Source organism: Candidatus Nanopelagicales bacterium (assembly GCA_028687755.1).
In the GTDB taxonomy this organism is placed as follows: Bacteria; Actinomycetota; Actinomycetes; order S36-B12; family S36-B12; genus UBA11398.
Genome location: JAQTZL010000001.1, coordinates 429,837 through 449,249 on the forward strand (window position 1 = coordinate 429,837; position 19,413 = coordinate 449,249).

Consider the following 19,413-nt stretch of genomic DNA (forward strand, 5'->3'; position numbering starts at 1 on the left):
CAAATCCGTTTCTATGGTCGAGTCGTTGGCGAAGTGGTCAGTGCTGGATCCGTGCTCACGACATCTCCAAGAGCCAGATCGATTGCAGTCAAGACATCTTCAGAAAGCACCACACCAGATGCTTTCACGTTTTCATGAACTTGCTCTGCACGTGAGGCTCCAACGATTGCAGCAGAAATATTTGGTTGATTGAGCACCCAAGCAACAGCTAACTGTGCTGGCGTTAATGACAACTCTTGCGCAATTGGAACAAGGCGTTGCACAGCAGTGAGTACTTCATCGCGCATCCACCGCGCAATCATGTTTGCTCCGCCACTTTCATCTGTTGCTCGTGACTGAGCCGGTGGTGGCTGCCCTGGCAAGTACTTACCGGTGAGCACCCCCTGCGCAATTGGGGAGAACACAATCTGACCAACACCCAGCTCCTGAGAAGTTGGTACCACCTCTTCTTCAATCACTCGCCACAACATGTTGTAGTGCGGTTGATTTGAAATCAATCGGTCAAAGCCCATGTCATCGGCAATTTGAATTGCTGCCCGGATTTGTTCAGCATTCCATTCAGAAACACCGATGTACATCACCTTGCCTTGACGCACCATGTCGTCAAATGCACGCATCGTTTCTTCAAGCGGAGTCTCAACATCAAATCGATGGGCTTGATACAAGTCCACGTAATCTGTGCCAAGCCGACGCAGGGATCCGTTGATGGACTCCATCATGTGCTTGCGGCTCAAGCCACGGTCATTGGCACCACGCCCTGTTGGCCAATACACCTTGGTGAAAATTTCAACGCCTTCGCGGCGCTGACCTTTCAGTGCAGCACCCAATACCTCTTCGGCCTTAGTTCCGGCATACACATCTGCCGTGTCAAATGAGGTAATTCCCGCCTCCAACGCTGCGTGAACCGTCGCATGAGCGGTTGGGTCGTCAACCTGTGAACCATGGGTAATCCAGTTACCAAGCGTGATTTCACTGATTTTGAGACCGCTTCGACCTAGGTATCGATGCTGCATGGAATACACCCTAGGATGTGATGCACAACTTCATCCACGTACTTGAAATTCAGGGGAAGTCCGGTGAGATTCCGGCGCTGTCCCGCAACCGTAATCCTGTGCAAAGCAGGCAAGTCGGAGCACCTGACACGTACGAGCGGCTCCATCCGTCGAGGCAACGGAACGGGCCCCATTGAACCTTTGGGTGCTTTCCATTGGTTTGCGGGCAACTCGTTTCTTGGCCCGCTCACCGAAAGAGAAAAATGAAACGCACCATCACTCGCACCATCACCGCTGTTGCCGGCGTCAGCTTGGCGTCCATCGGTCTAATCTCTCCCGCAATGGCCGCATCCCCCGATGCAGGATTATTTGGATCAATGGATCCGACCTATGACGGCGTTTACCGTCAATCAATTGCAATCCTTGCTCTAGCCCCACTGAATAAAGTCCCGACGCAATCGGTCACTTGGCTCAAGAGTCAGCAATGCCTTGATGGTTCATTTGAGGAATATCGCAAATCAATTCGCACCGCATGTGCTGCACCAGACCCAGCGACGTTCACTGGCGCTGATTCCAATGCAACGGCGCTTGGCGCAATGGCGTTGCGCGTAGTGAAAGAAAATTCCGCAGCAGACAAAGCAATCGCAGTGTTGCTGACTAAGCAAAATAAAGATGGCGGCTGGGGCTACACCCTGGGTGGCGCTTCTGATGTGAACTCAACTGGACTTGTGCTCGCAGCACTGAACGGTTCGCCAAAATCATCGGTGATCAAAACAGCGGGTAACAGTGCACGTGGGTACCTGGCGGCAACACAGGTTGCTTGCACGGGTACCGGAACGTTCGGTCTGCCATATCAACCAGGCGGCGTCACTGATGCACTTGCATCAGGCCAAGGCCTCCTTGGGTTAGCAGGCAGTTTGCCAATCACAAAGCCCACAACATTTGGATCAGTCAACAAAACCACATGTAAGTCTCCAGTGATCAACAAGGTTGCGACCTACTTGTCTCAGCAATTGATGGCAACGCGCGGTGCGCTTCCATCATCGATGGATCCAAAGCAAACAGATTGGAACGCTACTACCAACGCAGTGTTGGCTCTCTCGTCAGCGAAGCTTGCAAAGCCCGCGATTGATGCAGGCGTCGCGGCACTTCAAAAGAATGTTGACGCCTACACCGGTAGTGGCGACAAGTTCAAGGCTGCCGCAAATGGCGGCTTAATTCTTGTCGCACAGGCAACCGGACTTAATCCCGCATCCTTTGGCGCGAAGAAGACCGACCTCGTGGCTCAACTGCTGAATTCAGTCACCAAGTAACGAGAGCCTCATGTTGAAGTCACGCCAACGAGTAGTCAGCATTTTTGCGCTGGCTCTCGTTGGCGTGCTCATAAGTTTTGCGGCAGGGACATCAGCGCAGGCTGTGTCGTACCGATACTGGACATACTGGACGACTCACAACGGGTCGTGGGAGTTTCGCCAGATTGGCCCTGCAGCCAATATTCCCAAAGATGGATCTGTTGAAGGCTGGAAATTTGCCATCTCCTCGCAAACCGGTGATGAGCAAGCCAAGCCAGCATTTACAGCTGTCGACACATTCCAGGAAATATGCGGATCAACGCCAGCAGTTACTCAAAAGAAACGCATAGCGCTCGTCATAGATCCTGGAACCCCGCAGTCCGCTCCCCAAGATGAGCAACCTGGTTCACTCACAAGTGCCTGCGTCCAGATAGAACCGAGCGCCACTGGCTATAACGTGTTGCGAAGTGTGTTTCAGGTCCGCACATCACTTGGATTGATTTGTGGCATTGACGGTTACCCAGCTTTCGAATGCGCCGATGTTCTCGACGAGTCAACAAGTGCGATGGAATCCACCTCAACTTCATCTGGCGAATCAATTTCTTCGTCTAGCCCACTTCAAGTGGTGATCGTTGCTGTGATTCTTGGCGTTGGCGGCGGCCTCTTATGGCACCTACGCAGGCGCAAGTGAAGGCCGCATTGCAAGTTGGGTCGCATGCGTCTGCGCGATGGCTACATCCCGGCGCTTGGTGGATATGGGCGCTTGGCCTTGCCGCCGCAGCGAGCCGCACACTTAATCCATTGCTCCTAGTTCTGATCATCTCTGTGGCAGCGCTAGTAGTCCACGTACGTAAACCAGATGCACCTTGGGCTCGTTCTTTTATGTTCTTTTTCAAACTTGGTATTGCCATCATTGTCATTCGCATATTTGTTCAAGTTCTCTTCGGCGCTGCCATAGGTCAAACCACGCTCTTCACATTGCCAAGTGTGATCTTGCCTGAATGGATGGCTGGTGTACGCCTCGGTGGGCCTGTCACCTTTGAAAGCATTTTGATGGCGTTCTACGACGGACTTCGTTTGGCAACCATCATCATCTGTATCGGCGCCGCAAACTCCCTTGCTTCACCTAGCCGTCTGTTGAAGTCGGTTCCTGCTGCGCTCTATGAAATTGGCGTCAGTGTGGTTGTTGCCTTGACATTCACACCCAAGTTGGTTGCTGATGTTTCACGCGTGCAATCCGCACGCCACTTACGTGGACGCGTTACTCGTGGCCCACGCGCGATTGCCGGGGCTGCGATGCCGGTACTCGAAGGCGCACTCGAAGGTTCTGTCACATTGGCCGCAGCGATGGACTCACGCGGCTATGGGAGACGGAACGACATGAGTGTGAAAGCAAAGCGCACATCTTCAGCATTACTTGTCGTTGGACTTATTGCAGCCTGTATTGGCACCTACGGACTTGTCGCAGCGACCTCCCCCATGGTGCTGAGCGCTCCTATGTTGATCGCTGGCGTTGTGGTCAGCTTGGTGGCGATCACTCGATCTGCACAATCAGCCGTGCGCACGAGATACCGCCCCGATCCTTGGTGGACGCCTGAGTGGCTCGTCACGATCGCGGGTATCAGCGTTGCTATGTGCTTCATCATCGGGATATGGATTGCACCTGGAGCAATGGAAACTTCCATTGACCCTGCGGCGTGGCCGGAATTGCCACTCATTCCACTCGCTGGACTCTTGATAGCGGTGACACCTGCACTGACTGCTCCTCCAATTCCACGCACCTTCGTTGATGAGCCTCGGCAAGAGCTGCAAAGCTTCGAGGTGGCTGCATGATCATTTTCGAAAATGTTTCTGTCACCTACGACGGTGAGAGCGCTCCCATCCTTCGCGATATCAATCTTGAACTTGTTGAAGGTGAAATGGTGCTCGTTGTTGGGAGAACCGGCAGCGGCAAAACAACCTTCTTGCAAATGATCAATGGTCTTGTTCCACATTTCACGGGTGGAACCCTGAGTGGTCGCGTCACGATTGACGGTCGCGATACGCGACTGAATCCACCCCGTGAACTTGCCGATCTCATCGGCGTCGTGCCACAGGATCCAGCGAGCGGCTTTGTTGCCGACACTGTTGAAGAAGAACTTGCCTTTGGTATGGAGTGCTTGGGCCTTGCCCCTGAAGTCATGCGGCGACGGGTTGAAGAAACCTTGGACCTGTTGGGTCTCAATGAACTTCGCTTCCGACCTTTAACGACCTTGTCAGGTGGCCAACAACAGCGCGTTGCCATTGGTGCCGTGCTGACCTCACACCCAAAGGTGCTGGTGCTTGATGAACCAACATCGGCACTTGACCCTGGTGCCGCTGAAGAAATTCTTGCGGCCTTACAACGTTTAGTACATGACCTGGGCATCACTGTTGTGCTGGCTGAGCACCGCTTGGAACGAGTGGTGCAATACGTGGATCGTGTCATCGTGGTTCCTGGAAATGCTGAACCATTGGTGATTGGCGCACCACAAGACATTATGCGCACCGCTCCAATCGCTCCACCCGTAGTGGAACTTGGTCGCGTGGCTGGGTGGAACCCCCTTCCTCTGAGTGTGCGTGATGCGCGACGCGTTGCTGGGCCACTGCGCAATTTATTGATTGACCAAGTTCCACCGGTACACAGCTATGCGAGCACTGAACCCGCTGAAGTTTTAACAGAAGCAACAGGCCTCACAGTTCGCTATGGCCAACACGCAGCACTCAAAAATGTTTCGCTTTCTGTTCAACGAGGCGAAGTGATTGCATTAATGGGCCGTAATGGAGCGGGGAAATCAACGCTCCTCAATGCCATGGTCGGCCTACGTATCCCAAGCTCAGGGTCAATCAGTACACACAACAAAGATCCAAAATCCTTGAAAGGCACAGAACTCCTGAAGAGCGTGGGACTGGTTCCACAATCGCCCGGTGATCTTCTCGAAGCGACAACGGTCGGCGATGAATGCAAAGCCGCGGATCGCGACGCACATGTTGAAGGCGGTACAACTCGTGCACTGCTTGACCTATTGGCTCCGGAAATCGACGACCGCACACATCCACGCGACTTATCAGAAGGTCAGCGTCTTCTCCTAGCGCTCGTGATCGTGCTGGCCGCTCGCCCGCCATTACTCCTACTCGATGAACCCACACGCGGCTTGGACTACCCCACAAAGATTCGTCTTGTAGATGCTCTTCGCAAACTTGCTCAGGATGGTCACGCAATCATCTTGGCCACTCACGATGTTGAACTAGCCGCTGAAGTTTCAACTCGAGTCATTGTCATCGCTGAAGGCGAAGTAGTCGCCGATGGCCCAACTGCCGATGTTGTGGTGGCGTCACCGATGTTCGCCCCACAAATCGCCAAAGTGATGGCGCCGTATCCATGGCTCACCGTGACCGATGTCGTCAACACGATCGGGCCATTGATTCTGAGAAGCCATGCGCCAATTAGTGGGGATGCACTCACATGACCCCCGCAATCGCTATCGGCAAACGGTCCTTCTTCGCGATACTTGCAACGACCATTGTTGGCATCATCGCTTTTGGGTGGCCACTCATCGCCGCCCCTGAATCTGATGCAGTTGCACATTCAGGCGATGCCCCCTGGCTCTTTGTGATTGTGGTGCCACTGTTGCTCGCAGTGGTGCTTGCACAATTCACCGACGGTGGCATGGATGCAAAAGCCGTTGCTGTGCTCGGTGTTCTTGCAGCAGTGGTCTCAGCAATGCGCCCGTTAGGCGGTGGAACCGCAGGCCTAGAACCCATTTGGGTCATTTTGGTTCTTGGCGGAAGGGCACTTGGCCCTGGATTTGGCTTCAGCCTTGGCGCGGTTTCGCTCTTTTCTTCTGCCCTCCTCACCGGCGGCGTTGGCCCTTGGCTTCCCTTTCAAATGCTTGGCGCGGCGTGGGTTGGTCTGGGGGCGGGCCTGCTCCCTCGCGCAACAGGGCGCAAGGAAATCTTCATGCTTGCGACCTACGGAGCGTTTGCCGCATTCGCTTACGGACTGTTACTGAATCTGTGGTTCTGGCCATTCACTGCTGGGCTTCCCAGCGCAATTGCCTTTGTTCCAGGTGCGCCACTCGCAGAAAATCTCTCTTCCTGGTTTCATTTCACATTAGTGACCAGCCTTGGCTATGACATCCCTCGTGCAATTCTTACAGTGGTGCTGATCTTCGCGGCCGGACCAACCATCTTGACTGCACTACGTCGCGTCAGTCGCAAAGCGCGTTTTGGCGCTCTTCCTACATTTGAATCGGTGACTCAGTGAAGATTCAACTCTTAGGTACTGGTTCTGCTGATGGTTGGCCAAATCCATTCTGTGAATGCGAAAGTTGCGCAACGCAGCGTGTAAGTGGCAAGGCCCGTGCATCAAGCGCTGCTTTGATTGACGATTCAGTGTTGATCGACTGGGGTCCCACCCTTGGGCACAACGCAAACCTGCATGGCGTATCGATGCGCAATGTCCAACACATCTTCTTTACACATGGCCACCCAGATCACCTCGCTCCAGATTTCCTTCTGTGGCGTTCGTGGATCTCCGATCTGTCCACCTTGCACATCTGGGGTCCACCTATGGCCATCGCTCGGTTTGAACATTGGGTGATGGATGATGCGCCTGTTTCATTCCACATTGTTGCTCCCGGCGACGAATGCCTAGCTCGTACTGCTGCCGGAAATGTTGTAGTCCAGGTACTGGAAGCTGCCCATGGCCATGGCAATGGCGATGTGTTTGCCGATGAAGCAGTGCTCTACGACATCACAAGTGTCGACGGCGATCGGTTGCTCTACGCCAGCGACACTGGGCCACTCAAGGCTTACACCGTTGCCGATGTTGCCGATAGAGAATTCAACGTAGTGCTCATTGAAGAAACCTTTGGATTCAAAACCGACCACAACACCGGTCACCACGATCTCTCAACCTTGCCAACAACTTTGCAACAGTTGCGTGATGCCCGAGCCGTTACCGCATCAACTGATGTGATTGCTTTCCACCTCAGCCACCACAATCCACCCACACAAGAACTTGCACTTGAACTTGCCAAGTGTGGTGCTCGCGTTGTTGATGACGGAACGGTGATCAACACTCGCACTTCCCGAACCAAGAAACACCTCATCCTTGGTGGTGCTCGTTCTGGTAAGTCAAGGTACGCAGAGCAGCGCGCACGCAATCTCGAGGCGGTGACCTATGTCGCTACAGGGGGTGTTCGTGCAGACGACGCCGAATGGAACGCTCGAGTCGCTCTTCACCAGGAACGCAGGCCGCAACATTGGTTAACAATTGAGTCAACCGACCTCGTCGGCGTCATTGCACAGGCCACTTCTCCCCTTCTTATTGATTGCCTCACTATGTGGCTCACCGCAAAACTCGATGAAGCAGATGCATGGAATGCAGACCAAACCGTCCATGCAAAAGCACTACACATAGTGCATATGGACATCGATGCACTCGTGCACGCCGTTCAGCAATCACCAGTTGAATTGATCTTGGTCAGCAATGAGGTTGGTCAAGGCATCGTTCCTGTCACGGCATCTGGTCGCCTCTTTCGCGATCTCATGGGAATAGTGAATGCCCGAATTGCCGAGGTTTGCACTGAAGCAGTCTTTGTCATTGCCGGTAAAGCCATTCCCCTACAAGCCATTGCACCGTTGCTAACAAAGGAATCACTGTGAGTGCGTTACCTCAGGTTGAATTGCCGAATGAAGCAATGCGCGAAGCTGCCTTTGCACGTCAACTTCAACTCACCAAACCCACAGGAGCACTTGGTCGCTTAGAACCGATGAGCACCTGGGCTGCCGCCGTGCAGGGCCAGTGCCCACCACACCAGTTCCGCCAACCAACCGTGGTCGTGTTCGCTGGCGACCATGGGATTGCGCGCACATCAGCAACCTCCGCTTACCCGCCAGAAGTCACTGCCCAAATGGTGCTGAATTTTATCAATGGTGGCGCCGCAGTGAATGTGTTTGCGCGGCAATTAGGAGCAACAGTGCGCGTTGTTGACGTCAGCGTTGATTGCGATCCGACATATCTTGATTCCCTGGCACCGATGGTCGCCGCACACCGAATTCGTCGAGCAAGCGGATCAATTGATCACGAGGATGCGCTCACTTTTGATGAAGCCAAGCGTGCCTTTGAACTTGGGCGCGCTATTGCTGATGAAGAAATTGATGGTGGTGCAGATCTACTTATCCCTGGCGACATGGGCATTGGCAATACCACTCCGGCAGCAACACTTATTGGTTTACTCACCAATCTTGACGCGGCGAAAGTCACCGGGCTTGGCACTGGAATCGATGACGCTACTTGGATGCGCAAGTGCGCAGCGGTGCGCGATGCAATGCGCCGCGGGCGCCCTGTGCTTGGTGATCCCCTTGCTTTACTTGCAACAGTTGCAGGCGCTGATTTTGCCGCCATGACCGGATTTATTTTGCAGGCAGCAATTCGCAAAACTCCAGTGATTCTCGACGGAACCATTTCAGGCGCATGCGCGATGGTTGCTGATCGCATGGACTTCCGAGCAAAGCAATGGTGGCTTGCCGGACATCAATCAACTGAGCCAGCTCACCGCGCAGCTCTTCACCATCTTGATCTTGAGCCGGTACTTGATTACGAACTGCGCTTAGGTGAAGGCACCGGTGCAGTACTGGCGCTTTCAATACTCCAAGCATCTATTGCAATTTTGAGTGACATGGCAACATTTGATGAAGCCGGCGTGAGCGATAAAGATGCCTAACGCACTCAGGTTGGCACTTGGCACGTTCACTCGCGTGCCAGTTCCACCTCCAACAATTGTCAACAATTCAATTGCAGGCCAAGCGATCGCACTTGCACCACTAACTGCTGCGCTACTGGCCTTGGTCTGCGGCATTCCATTGCTCTTTACCCAAACGCATGCCCCACATGCGCTGCTCGCAATCATCAGCGTCGCACTGCTGGCCTGGCTCACTCGCGGTATGCATCTTGATGGGCTGGCAGATGTTGCCGATGGCTTGGGCAGCAACAAGCCTGCTGCACTTGCGCTAGAAATTGCGCGAAAATCAGACATCGGTCCATTTGGCGTCGTCACGCTTGTGTTCACACTTGGCCTACAAATAAGTGCACTGACCGTATGCCTTGACCAGGGAAAAGGATTCTTAGCTTTCGCACTCGCGCTGTTTGCAAGTCGCACAGCATTGACCTGGGGTTGCATTAAGGGGTGGCCTGCAGCGCGCAGTAACGGTCTCGGCGCAATGGTTGCCGAAAGCACAGCAATTGCTGTGCCAATTATTTGGACCGCCCTAACCCTTGTGGGTAGCTACCTAATATTTGGTTCAGCCGGAACTGCTGCAACAGCAATAGGAATCATTAGCGCGATCGTGGTGCTCAACATCACCAAGCGCCGTTTTGGCGGCGTTACCGGAGATGTGTTCGGCGCAGTGCTCGAAGTATCGATGACTGCCGCCATCGTGGTGCTCGCGTTAGCGAACTGACGACGCCACAAATGGAACTTTCACCACTGCAAATCGAATTGCCTTACCGCGCACATCGATCAATACCTCGCTGCCAACTTCGAGATCGGCATTGAGCAACGCCAACGCGACTCCTTGCTTTAACGTTGGCGAAAAGGTTCCACTGGTGATGTCGCCAACAACCTCGCCTGCAAGCTCAGCATCATCGCTTGCGTAAGCATGCATGTGTGCGCGCGGAATTCCACGGTCAATAGCTTTCAATCCACGCAGCTTGCGCCTTGGACCGGCTTCGCGTTGCTTGACCAGCACATCGCGACCATGGAAGTTCGGCTTATCCCAGCCCACTGCCCAACCAAGCCCAGCTTCAACAGGCGAAATATCTTGAGCGATGTCTTGACCATGAAGCGGGTAACCCATTTCCAAGCGCAAGGTGTCACGTGCACCAAGTCCAACAGGAACGACACCAAACTGCGCACCCTTTTCCAGCAGTGCATCCCAGACCGAACCAAGAATGATGTTTGGAACGACGAGCTCAAAGCCAAGTTCGCCGGTATATCCCGAACGACACACAATCACTGGTTCACCGCGATGGCTCGCGCTGACCATTGACATGTAATCGTGATCTGCGGGCAAACCAAGAGCCTCAATGACTGCACGACTGTTTGGACCTTGCACCGCAATGATGCCGTGATCGTTGTGATGATTATCGATAGTTATCGAAGCCGGTGCAGCTTCACGAAGTGCTGCAACTACGTTCGATGCATTCGAAGCATTGGGCACCATGAAGACTTCATCATCAGACCACTTGTAGACGATCAGATCGTCAATGACACCGCCATATTCATTGCACAACATCGTGTACTGCGCTTGACCATCATTGATCCGGTTGAGGTCATTCGTCAGTACTGAATTTAAGAAGTTTGCTGCCCCCACACCATGGATGCGCACCTTGCCCATGTGTGAGACATCGAATATTCCAGCTGCACTCCGAACCGCTTGGTGCTCGACTAAGACGCCTGCGTACTCAATTGGCATATCCCAGCCGCCAAAATCTGCGGTTTTGGCGCCTAGAGCGACATGGCGGCTATGAAGTGGGGTCTGCTGCAGCAATGGATTCACAGCATGACCGTAGCGGTTGCCGGAACCATCAATTCAGGTACTCGACCCCCAAAGTCCGGGCTAGGGTTTCCCCATGACATTGACCTTGGCCACCACAGCCGTTTCTGCCACCACCTGCGACGCACTCGTTGTTGCCATCATGCCCAAAGGCAAGGCCCTTGAGCTTGCTGCACATGGCATCACAACAGCACAGAGCACCAAACTGCTTGCTGCGCTAAAAACACTCGGTGCGACTGGCAAATCCGGTGAAGTCACCAAGGTTGCAGGCATTGCTGGAATTAAGGCACCGCTGATCGTGGCTGTCGGCATTGGCGATACTCGCAAAGGACTTGACCTTGAAGCACTTCGAGTAGCAAATGGCAATGCCATCCGCGCACTTGCAGGTACCAAGAAAGTCGCGATCGCCGCTGCCCCTCAAGAAGAGATGCTGCGCGCATCAGCAATGGGTGCCGCGCTTGCTGCCTATTCATTCACTTCATTTAAATCCAACCCCGCCAAGGGCTCTGCGCCTGTCGCTAACATCGTGCTCCTTGTTCCTGGAGTTGCTAGCGACGCCCAGAAAGCTGTGGTTTCCGAAGTCAGTGTGATTGCCGATGCAGTGAAGCTCAGCCGCGATTTGGTGAACACTCCCCCAAATGCTTTGGCTCCCGCCGATCTTGCACTTGAAGCCAAGAAGGCAGTTGCTGGCCTTCCCGTGAAGGTCACCATCTGGGATGAAAAGGCGTTGATGCGCGAAAACTGCGGTGGCATCTTGGCCGTGGGCCAAGGTTCGGCAAACCCACCACGGTTGACCAAGCTTGAGTACACACCCAAGGGCGCAACTAAGACCCTGCACATCGTGGGCAAAGGCATCACATTCGATACAGGTGGCATCTCGATCAAGCCAGCTGCTGGCATGGATGAGATGAAGGGCGACATGGGCGGTGCGGCCGCAATCGTGGGGGCCATGCAAGCCATCGCTGCCCTTGGCTTGAACGTCAATGTCACCGGCTGGATTCCGTCAGCGGAAAACATGCCCAGCGGGACTGCCCAGCGCCCAGGCGATGTCATCACCATGTTTGGTGGCAAGACGGTCGAAGTGCTGAACACTGACGCCGAGGGTCGCTTGGTCTTGGCCGATGCCCTTGGCTTGGCAGCCCTAGAGAAGCCAGATCTCATCATCGATGCTGCCACCTTGACTGGTGCCCAGCGCGTGGCTTTGGGTTCTCGCCTTGCTGGCGTGATGGCCAATGACGATGCCTCACGTGCCATGGTCTGCGAAGCCGCCGAGATCGCTGGCGAGGCCATGTGGCCGATGCCGCTTCCGCAGGATCTTCGCCCATCGATTGATTCCGCGACTGCCGATTTGGCCAATATCGGCGATCGCTTTGGCGGCATGCTTTCCGCAGGTATTTTCCTTGCCGAATTCGTGCCGGCTGGCCAAAAGTGGGTGCACATCGACATCGCAGGACCCTCGTTTAATGACAAGGGCGCCTACGGCTACACCCCTAAGGGCGGAACCGGTTCGGCAGTGCGCACCTTCGTGCAGGTAGCCAAGGGGCTTGCGGCAGAATAAGGACCAACTCAGACATATTTAGTTTGGCTGAGAATCGATTTCGGTGACAGGAGTTCCGGTGGCAGACGCTGACCTAGTGATCCTTGGTGGTGGCAGCGGCGGCTACGCCTGTGCACTACGTGCATCTGAATTAGGCATGAGCGTGATCCTTATTGATAAGGACAAGCTCGGCGGCACTTGCTTGCATCGTGGTTGCATCCCGACAAAGGCGCTATTGCACGCAGCAGAAGTTGCAGACACTGCACGCGAGAGCGAGCAATTCGGCGTGAACGCCACCCTCCACGGCATCGACATGAACAAGGTCAATGAATACCGCGATGGCGTTGTGGGCCGTTTGTACAAAGGCTTGCAGGGTTTAGTGAAGAGCCGCAACGTGCAGTTCATCGAAGGTGCGGGTCGCCTCGTTGGACCAAAGACCATCGAAGTCAATGGCACCCAATACACCGGCAAGAACATCGTCCTTGCTACCGGTTCTTACGCTCGCTCACTTCCAGGTTTGGACATTGGTGGTCGCATCATGACCTCCGATCAAGCGCTCAACCTTGACTACATTCCGCAGCGCGTCATCGTTCTCGGTGGCGGCGTCATCGGCGTTGAATTCGCAAGCGTATGGAAGTCCTTCGGCGCTGACGTTACCATCATTGAAGGCTTGCCTCATCTGGTTCCTAATGAAGATGAAGCAATCTCCAAGCAACTTGAGCGCGCATTCCGCAAGCGTGGAATCAACTTCTCAGTTGGCACTCGCTTTGCGTCTGCTACCCAGGATGACTCTGGAGTGCACGTCACACTTGAAGATGGCAAAACCTTCGATGCAGATCTTCTCCTTGTTGCTGTTGGTCGTGGACCAAATGCATCAGGCATGGGTTACGAAGAACAAGGCATTGCGATGGAACGCGGTTGGGTGCTCGTTGATGAGCGCTTGCGCACCAATGTCGAAGGCGTATTCGCCGTCGGTGACATCACCCCTGGATTGCAGCTTGCCCACCGCGGTTTCCAGCACGGCATTTTCGTCGCGGAAGAAATCGCAGGTCTTCGCCCCATCGTGATCGCAGACGTCAATATTCCAAAGGTCACCTACTGCGAACCAGAAGTTGCCAGCGTTGGTGTCACTGAGGCTCAAGCACGAGCAGAACATGGCGACAACATCGCAACCTACGAATACAACTTGGGTGGAAATGGCAAGAGCCAGATTCTTGGCACTGCTGGATTCATCAAGCTGGTCCAAATTAAAGACGGACCTGTGGTCGGCATTCACATGGTGGGTTCACGCATGGGTGAACAAATCGGTGAAGCGCAACTGATCGTGAACTGGGAAGCACATCCAGAAGATGTTGCTGTGCTGATTCACGCTCACCCAACACAAAACGAAGCGATGGGCGAGGCACACCTCGCTCTTGCTGGCAAGCCGCTACACGCACACGCTTAATCACCACACACAAGATCCTTACGAAGGATCGCGAAAGAGGAGTCGAGTCACTATGTCGGTTTCAGTAACGATGCCACAGCTCGGTGAAAGTGTTACCGAAGGAACTGTTACCCGCTGGTTAAAGCAAGTGGGCGACACCATCACTGCTGACGAACCACTGCTCGAGATTTCTACCGACAAGGTCGATACCGAGATCCCCGCTCCTGCATCAGGTGTGTTGCTGTCGATTAGTGCGCTCGAAGACGCAGTTGTGCAGGTTGGCGCTGAACTCGCAGTGATCGGTGCAGCGAATGAATCAGCCACACCTGCAGCACCTGCAGCGCCGGAGCCAGTAGCTGCAGCACCAGTTGCTGCTCCCGTTGCTGCGCCAGTCGTCGAAACCCCTGCTGCCGCTGCACCTGCAGCCAGTGGCGCCACCTTCGATGTTGTTTTGCCTCAGCTTGGCGAGAGCGTCACCGAGGGCACCGTTACTCGCTGGCTCAAGCAAGTTGGCGACACCGTTGCAGCTGACGAAGCCCTCGTTGAAATCTCAACTGACAAGGTCGACACCGAACTGCCATCCCCTGCCGCTGGCGTCTTACTTTCGATCACAGTCCCTGAAGACTCCACTGTTGCTGTTGGCAGCGTGCTCGGCGTGATTGGTTCTGCTGCAAGTTCCGCTGCACCGGCTGCGACCCCAGCTCCAGCAGCTCCGGTTGCAGCACCAGTTGCTGCCCCAGCAGCAACGCCAGCTCCTGCCGCTGCTGCACCTGCTCCGGTGAGTGCACCTGCACCCACGCCTGTTCTTTCAGCACCAAAGAGTGGCGATGACGACTCATACGTCACACCACTGGTGCGTCGCCTCGCAACTCAAAAGGGCGTCGATCTTTCAACCATCGTCGGCACTGGCGTTGGCGGACGTATCCGTAAGCAAGATGTCTTGGCCGCTGCTGAAGGAACTGTCGCTGCTCCCGCAGCGCCTGCGGCGCCAGCAGCACCGGTTGTTTCCGCTCCAGTTGCCGCGCCTGTAACAAGTGCACCTGTAACTCCAGCTCCTGCAGCTCCATCAGCGCCTGCTGCCGTGTCACCACTGCGCGGTCGCACTGAACCAATCTCCCGCTTGCGCAAGGTCATTGCTGAGCGCATGGTGGAGTCACTTCAGGTGTCAGCTCAGCTCACTAGCGTTGTTGAAGTTGATGTCACCCGTATCGCAAATCTTCGCAATAAGGTCAAGGGAAACTTCGAATCACGCGAAGGAGTCAAGCTCACCTTCTTGCCTTTCATCGCCAAGGCTGCACTTGAATCACTGAAGTCGTTCCCAATGGTTAATGCATCCATCGATATGGCTGCCGGCACCATCACGTATCACGACACCGAGAATCTCGGTATCGCAGTTGACACAGATCGCGGCCTACTGGTTCCCGTGATTCGCAATGCAGGCGATCTCAACCTCGCGGGCCTGTCACGCGGCATCAGTGACATTGCAGAGCGCACCCGCGAAAGCAGGGTCGCACCCGATGAACTCAGCGGTGGCACTTTCACCATCACCAATACAGGTAGCCGTGGTTCGTTGTTCGATACACCGATCGTCAACCAGCCACAGGTTGCCATCCTTGGCACCGGGGCGATCGAAAAGCGCCCAGTAGTTGTTCCTGATTCAACAGGTCAAGATGTCATCGCAATTCGTTCGATGATGTATCTGGCCCTTTCATATGATCACCGACTTGTTGATGGTGCAGATGCTGCTCGCTTCTTGGTTGCGATCAAGAATCGTCTCGAAGAGGGCTCCTTCGAATCTGAACTCGGCTTGTAGCCGCGATCATGAGAGTCGCGATCACCGGCGCATCCGGGCTCATTGGCACGGCTCTTGTTGACCACTTGCGTTCACAGGGTCACGAAGTCGTCAAGCTTGTTCGTCGCACCGCTTCAGCAAGTGACGAAATCAGTTGGGATCCGATCGCTGGAACTGTTGACGTCGATGCCTTGAACGGTGTTGATGGTGTGGTTCACCTGGCTGGTGCTGGCGTTGGCGATCATCGTTGGAGCGATGAATACAAACGCGAAATTCTTGATAGCCGTGTGAATGGCACCAACACCATCGTGAAGGCGATGCTGCAGCTTGATTCCAAGCCACGAGTGTTGGTTTCCGGCTCAGCCATTGGTTGGTATGGCGATACCGCCGATCGTGCAGTTGATGAAACCGCTCCAGCTGGCGAAGGCTTCCTTGCTGATGTTGTCCAAGCGTGGGAAGCCGCAACGTTGCCAGCTCAAGAGGCAGGCATTCGTGTGGTTCGCGCTCGAACTGGATTAGTAGTTGCCAAACATGGCGGCGCGTGGGCACGCATGTTCCCACTGTTCAAGATGGGTGTTGGCGGAAAACTTGGTAATGGCAAGCAGTACTGGTCTTGGATTTCATTGCGCGATGAGGTTGCTGCACTCACTTTTTGCCTAACCAATGATTCAATCCAAGGCGCCGTGAATCTGACGGGCCCAACCCCACAAACCAATGCGGAAGTCACCAAGGCAATGGGCAAAGTCATGGGCCGACCAACACTGTTCCCAGCGCCCGCAGCTGCACTCAAGATTGCACTTGGTGAATTCTCAACTGAAGTACTCGGCAGTAGTCGCGTGCTTCCAGATGTATTGACGGTCGCCGGATTTACTTGGCAGGACCCAACAATCGACGATGCAATTCGAACGGCCTGGCAGTCATTGTGAGTGCCGATGTCGTTGTGATCGGGGCTGGCCTTGCAGGTCTTGCCGCAGCACGCGAACTATCAATACATGGCGTTCACGTCACGGTTCTTGAAGCCAGTGATCACGTAGGTGGGCGCGTTCGTACCGATCACATTGACGGAATCACCATGGATCACGGGTTTCAGGTCTACAACCCTGCGTATCCAGAAGCCGCAAGAGTTCTCGATCACCAAGCGCTCAATCTTCACGCCCTCACTCCAGGTGTTGGTGTGCGCCTTGGTCAAGGAAAGCTCGCTCGACTTGGTGACCCACGCAAGAACTTTCGGTTGAGCCTGGGTGGGTTAGGCCTATCCACCGGATCGCCATTGTCCAAAGCGAAATTTGCGAACTACGCACTACGGGCGTCACGGAGTTCTATCGCAGAACTTGAAGCGCGACCCGACATGTCTGCTCGTGAGGCACTCATCGCGGCAGGCATTCATGGCGATCTCCTCAACAAAGTGATTCAACCGTTTCTCACGGGCGTCTTCCTTGAATCTGAACTCAACACTTCGCGACACTTCCTAGATCTGGTGTTGCGATCATTTGTACGCGGAACTCCCTCACTTCCCGCAGCGGGAATGCAAGCCATTCCAGAACAACTGCATCACGCTCTTCCTTCCAACACCGTGCATTTCAATACTGCAGTCGCAAAGATCAACAACAAGTCAGTCACCACAGTTGACGATGGTCGAGTAAACGCAAAGCTCGTGATTGTTGCGACCGATCCGACAATCGCCAGCACACTGATCCCAGGAATCGCTGCACCAGAAGGTCGAAGCGTTACTACCTGGTATCACCTCGCCGATACCGCTCCACAAGCATTGGCCTTTGGAGAATCACTTCTGCTCGTGGATGGAAGTAACTCTGGCCCGGTCATCAACACTGTGGTGTTGACCCATGCAGTGCCGTCCTATGCAAAACCGGGACAGACACTCATCTCGAGTTCAACCTTGGGTACAGATTCAAGTACCGAAGCCGAAACTGCTGTGAGAAAACATCTTGCCCGGATCTATGGCGCCTCAACTCGCGCATGGGAACAGGTTGGCGTGTATCCAATCCCCTATGCACTTCCGGCAATGGTGCCGCCATTCGAGATTCGCCAGCCCATTGAAATAGGGCACGTGCTGGTTGCCGGCGATCATCGAGACACCGGCTCTATCCAAGGCGCAATGGTGAGTGGGCGTCGGGCCGCGCAACGAGCTCTTGAACTCTTGGAATTACGATGAGTCCTGTGAAAACAGCCCAGCTCGACGTGCAGCGCTTGGGCTTTGGCGATGAGGCCGTTGACTACGTACCAACCTGGGAACTCCAGCGCGCAATCCACGCAGGTGTCGTGGCAGGCGAGCGCTGCGACACAGTGCTGCTTCTCGAGCATCAATCCGTTTATACCGCGGGGCGCCGCACTGAACCCTTTGAGCGTCCATTTGATGGAACACCAGTAGTTGACGTTGATCGCGGCGGAAAGATCACCTGGCACGGCCCCGGCCAAATCGTTGGCTACCCCATCATCAAGCTCGTTGGTCGACTCGATGTCATTGCGCATGTGCGCCGCATTGAACAAATGCTGATCGCTGTTTGTGCAGATCTTGGTGTCACCACGTCACAAATCAAAGGCCGCAGCGGAGTCTGGGTTGCAGCCGATGAACGAGGCCCTGATCGCAAGATCGCAGCTATTGGGGTTCGCGTCGCTGAAGGCGTCACCATGCATGGCTTCGCTCTTAACTGCGATTGCGATATGACTTGGTTCGATCGCATCGTTCCTTGTGGAATCAAAGATGCAGAGGTCACCTCACTTTCACAAGAGCTGGGGCGCGATATCAATGTGCTCGAAGTTCTTCCGTTTCTTGAAGCGCATCTCACGATGGTGCAGCCAGAGTTGGAAGCATGAGCACTGATTCCGTGTACGGCGGAGTGAACCCAGAAGGTAAGCGGATGCTTCGCATCGAAGCACGCAATGCCGAAACTCCAATTGAGCGCAAACCAAGTTGGATTCGCACCAAATTGCGCACCGGCCCCGAATATCTGGAAATTCGCGAGCTGGTGAAGTCTGAAGGACTTCACACTGTGTGCCAAGAAGCTGGCTGCCCAAATATTTATGAATGCTGGGAAGACCGCGAAGCAACCTTCCTGATTGGTGGCGAGCAGTGCACGCGTCGTTGCGACTTCTGCCAGATTGACACCGGCAAACCCGCTCCCCTGGATCGCGATGAGCCGCGTCGAGTAGCTGAATCTGTGCGCACCATGCAATTGCGGTACGCAACCGTCACCGGCGTAACCCGCGATGACCTTGAAGATGAAGGCGCATGGTTGTGGGCAGAAACCATTCGTCAGATCAACTCACTCAATCCAAACACCGGCGTTGAAGTGCTTATCCCAGATTTCAGCGGTAAAGCGCATTTGCTCAATGAAGTATTCGAAGCCAAGCCGCAGGTGCTGGCTCACAACCTCGAAACAGTGCCACGTATTTTCAAGCGTATTCGCCCTGCCTTTGATTACGCCCGTTCACTCGATGTCATCGCCCTGGCACGCGCCGCGAACATGGTCACCAAGAGCAACCTGATTTTGGGTCTGGGTGAGGAAATTAGCGAGGTTGAGCAGGCCCTGCAAGATTTGTATGACGCTGGCTGCGAGCTGGTCACCATCACCCAGTATTTGCGCCCCACAAATCGTCACCATCCAGTGGAGCGCTGGGTGCATCCCGATGAATTCGTTGCTCTTGAGGCCAAGGCCACCGAAATTGGCTTTGCTGGCGTGCTCAGCGGGCCATTGGTGCGCTCGAGCTACCGTGCTGGGCGCCTCTATGAACAGGCCATCGCAGCCCGCTAACCCCATGATTATCTGAGCGTC

At 54.6% G+C, this 19,413-nt stretch carries 17 protein-coding genes and 1 riboswitch; of the genes, 15 read left to right on the plus strand and 2 right to left on the minus strand.

Annotation, left to right across the window (positions count from 1 at the left end; all coding sequences use genetic code 11):
* Positions 1-11: 11 nt before the first annotated feature.
* Entirely contained in the window at positions 12-1,013 is a 1,002-nt protein-coding gene (locus tag PHN51_02250) for an aldo/keto reductase family protein (GenBank protein ID MDD2817604.1), read from the minus strand.
* 24 nt (positions 1,014-1,037) lie between these two features.
* Positions 1,038-1,186, plus strand: a riboswitch (adenosylcobalamin (AdoCbl) riboswitch).
* A 69-nt stretch (positions 1,187-1,255) separates the two neighbouring features.
* Here PHN51_02250 and PHN51_02255 point away from each other — a divergent pair.
* From PHN51_02255 to cobS, 8 genes are read left to right on the plus strand one after another with little or no spacing between them, the layout of a single operon-like run.
* Positions 1,256-2,305, plus strand: a complete 1,050-nt coding sequence (locus PHN51_02255) for a terpene cyclase/mutase family protein (protein ID MDD2817605.1) — start codon at positions 1,256-1,258, stop codon at positions 2,303-2,305.
* A 10-nt stretch (positions 2,306-2,315) separates the two neighbouring features.
* Positions 2,316-2,975 carry an SCO2322 family protein gene (locus tag PHN51_02260; protein MDD2817606.1) on the plus strand — a complete coding sequence of 220 codons (660 nt, stop codon included), beginning with the start codon at positions 2,316-2,318 and terminating at the stop codon, positions 2,973-2,975.
* Positions 2,951-4,117 carry an energy-coupling factor transporter transmembrane component T gene (locus PHN51_02265; GenBank protein MDD2817607.1) on the plus strand — a complete coding sequence of 389 codons (1,167 nt, stop codon included), beginning with the start codon at positions 2,951-2,953 and terminating at the stop codon, positions 4,115-4,117. The genes PHN51_02260 and PHN51_02265 overlap by 25 nt, the downstream gene beginning before the upstream one ends.
* Positions 4,114-5,772: an ATP-binding cassette domain-containing protein gene (locus PHN51_02270; GenBank protein MDD2817608.1), complete on the plus strand. Its 1,659-nt coding sequence runs from the start codon at positions 4,114-4,116 to the stop codon at positions 5,770-5,772. Before PHN51_02265 ends, PHN51_02270 begins: the two co-directional genes overlap by 4 nt.
* Entirely contained in the window at positions 5,769-6,569 is an 801-nt protein-coding gene (locus PHN51_02275; protein ID MDD2817609.1) for an ECF transporter S component, read from the plus strand. The genes PHN51_02270 and PHN51_02275 overlap by 4 nt, the downstream gene beginning before the upstream one ends.
* Entirely contained in the window at positions 6,566-7,972 is a 1,407-nt protein-coding gene (gene cobU / locus PHN51_02280) for a bifunctional adenosylcobinamide kinase/adenosylcobinamide-phosphate guanylyltransferase (GenBank protein ID MDD2817610.1), read from the plus strand. The genes PHN51_02275 and cobU overlap by 4 nt, the downstream gene beginning before the upstream one ends.
* Positions 7,969-9,033 carry a nicotinate-nucleotide--dimethylbenzimidazole phosphoribosyltransferase gene (gene cobT / locus PHN51_02285; GenBank protein MDD2817611.1) on the plus strand — a complete coding sequence of 355 codons (1,065 nt, stop codon included), beginning with the start codon at positions 7,969-7,971 and terminating at the stop codon, positions 9,031-9,033. Before cobU ends, cobT begins: the two co-directional genes overlap by 4 nt.
* Positions 9,026-9,769 carry an adenosylcobinamide-GDP ribazoletransferase gene (gene cobS, locus PHN51_02290; protein MDD2817612.1) on the plus strand — a complete coding sequence of 248 codons (744 nt, stop codon included), beginning with the start codon at positions 9,026-9,028 and terminating at the stop codon, positions 9,767-9,769. The genes cobT and cobS overlap by 8 nt, the downstream gene beginning before the upstream one ends.
* Here the strand turns inward: cobS and gcvT are convergent.
* Positions 9,758-10,867, minus strand: a complete 1,110-nt coding sequence (gene gcvT, locus PHN51_02295) for a glycine cleavage system aminomethyltransferase GcvT (protein ID MDD2817613.1) — start codon at positions 10,865-10,867, stop codon at positions 9,758-9,760. The two genes, cobS and gcvT, sit on opposite strands and share 12 nt — an antisense overlap.
* A gap of 73 nt (positions 10,868-10,940) precedes the next feature.
* Here gcvT and PHN51_02300 point away from each other — a divergent pair, with 73 nt between their 5' ends.
* The 7 genes from PHN51_02300 to lipA are packed head-to-tail and all read left to right on the plus strand — an operon-like array spanning position 10,941 to position 19,392.
* Positions 10,941-12,422 (plus strand): leucyl aminopeptidase, encoded by a 1,482-nt coding sequence (locus PHN51_02300; GenBank protein ID MDD2817614.1) that lies wholly within the window; start codon positions 10,941-10,943, stop codon positions 12,420-12,422.
* Positions 12,423-12,480: 58 nt separating this feature from the next.
* Positions 12,481-13,848, plus strand: coding sequence for a dihydrolipoyl dehydrogenase (gene lpdA, locus PHN51_02305; GenBank protein ID MDD2817615.1), 1,368 nt, complete (start codon positions 12,481-12,483; stop codon positions 13,846-13,848).
* Positions 13,849-13,900: 52 nt separating this feature from the next.
* Complete coding sequence (sucB, locus tag PHN51_02310) at positions 13,901-15,640, plus strand: 2-oxoglutarate dehydrogenase, E2 component, dihydrolipoamide succinyltransferase (protein MDD2817616.1); 1,740 nt, start codon at positions 13,901-13,903, stop codon at positions 15,638-15,640.
* Positions 15,641-15,648: 8 nt separating this feature from the next.
* A complete protein-coding gene (locus tag PHN51_02315) occupies positions 15,649-16,545 on the plus strand; it encodes a TIGR01777 family oxidoreductase (protein MDD2817617.1) in 897 nt (298 codons plus the stop codon).
* The gene (locus PHN51_02320) at positions 16,542-17,792 is read left to right on the plus strand and encodes an NAD(P)/FAD-dependent oxidoreductase (protein MDD2817618.1); all 1,251 of its coding nucleotides are present in this window, start codon (positions 16,542-16,544) and stop codon (positions 17,790-17,792) included. Before PHN51_02315 ends, PHN51_02320 begins: the two co-directional genes overlap by 4 nt.
* On the plus strand, positions 17,789-18,454 hold the full coding sequence (gene lipB, locus PHN51_02325; protein ID MDD2817619.1) for a lipoyl(octanoyl) transferase LipB: 666 nt from the start codon (positions 17,789-17,791) through the stop codon (positions 18,452-18,454). The genes PHN51_02320 and lipB overlap by 4 nt, the downstream gene beginning before the upstream one ends.
* Positions 18,451-19,392, plus strand: a complete 942-nt coding sequence (lipA, locus tag PHN51_02330) for a lipoyl synthase (GenBank protein MDD2817620.1) — start codon at positions 18,451-18,453, stop codon at positions 19,390-19,392. The genes lipB and lipA overlap by 4 nt, the downstream gene beginning before the upstream one ends.
* Positions 19,393-19,413 lie beyond the last annotated feature (21 nt).

Bases quoted from the DNA above. Each gene is read 5' to 3' on its own strand.
- PHN51_02270 (MDD2817608.1), top strand. From the start codon at position 4,114: ATGATCATTTTCGAAAATGTTTCTGTCACCTACGACGGTGAGAGCGCT.
- PHN51_02250 (MDD2817604.1), bottom strand. From the start codon at position 1,013: ATGCAGCATCGATACCTAGGTCGAAGCGGTCTCAAAATCAGTGAAATC.
- lipB (MDD2817619.1), top strand. From the start codon at position 17,789: ATGAGTCCTGTGAAAACAGCCCAGCTCGACGTGCAGCGCTTGGGCTTT.
- PHN51_02315 (MDD2817617.1), top strand. From the start codon at position 15,649: ATGAGAGTCGCGATCACCGGCGCATCCGGGCTCATTGGCACGGCTCTT.
- lipA (MDD2817620.1), top strand. From the start codon at position 18,451: ATGAGCACTGATTCCGTGTACGGCGGAGTGAACCCAGAAGGTAAGCGG.
- cobS (MDD2817612.1), top strand. From the start codon at position 9,026: ATGCCTAACGCACTCAGGTTGGCACTTGGCACGTTCACTCGCGTGCCA.
- PHN51_02300 (MDD2817614.1), top strand. From the start codon at position 10,941: ATGACATTGACCTTGGCCACCACAGCCGTTTCTGCCACCACCTGCGAC.
- sucB (MDD2817616.1), top strand. From the start codon at position 13,901: ATGTCGGTTTCAGTAACGATGCCACAGCTCGGTGAAAGTGTTACCGAA.
- PHN51_02260 (MDD2817606.1), top strand. From the start codon at position 2,316: ATGTTGAAGTCACGCCAACGAGTAGTCAGCATTTTTGCGCTGGCTCTC.
- PHN51_02255 (MDD2817605.1), top strand. From the start codon at position 1,256: ATGAAACGCACCATCACTCGCACCATCACCGCTGTTGCCGGCGTCAGC.
- PHN51_02265 (MDD2817607.1), top strand. From the start codon at position 2,951: ATGGCACCTACGCAGGCGCAAGTGAAGGCCGCATTGCAAGTTGGGTCG.
- PHN51_02275 (MDD2817609.1), top strand. From the start codon at position 5,769: ATGACCCCCGCAATCGCTATCGGCAAACGGTCCTTCTTCGCGATACTT.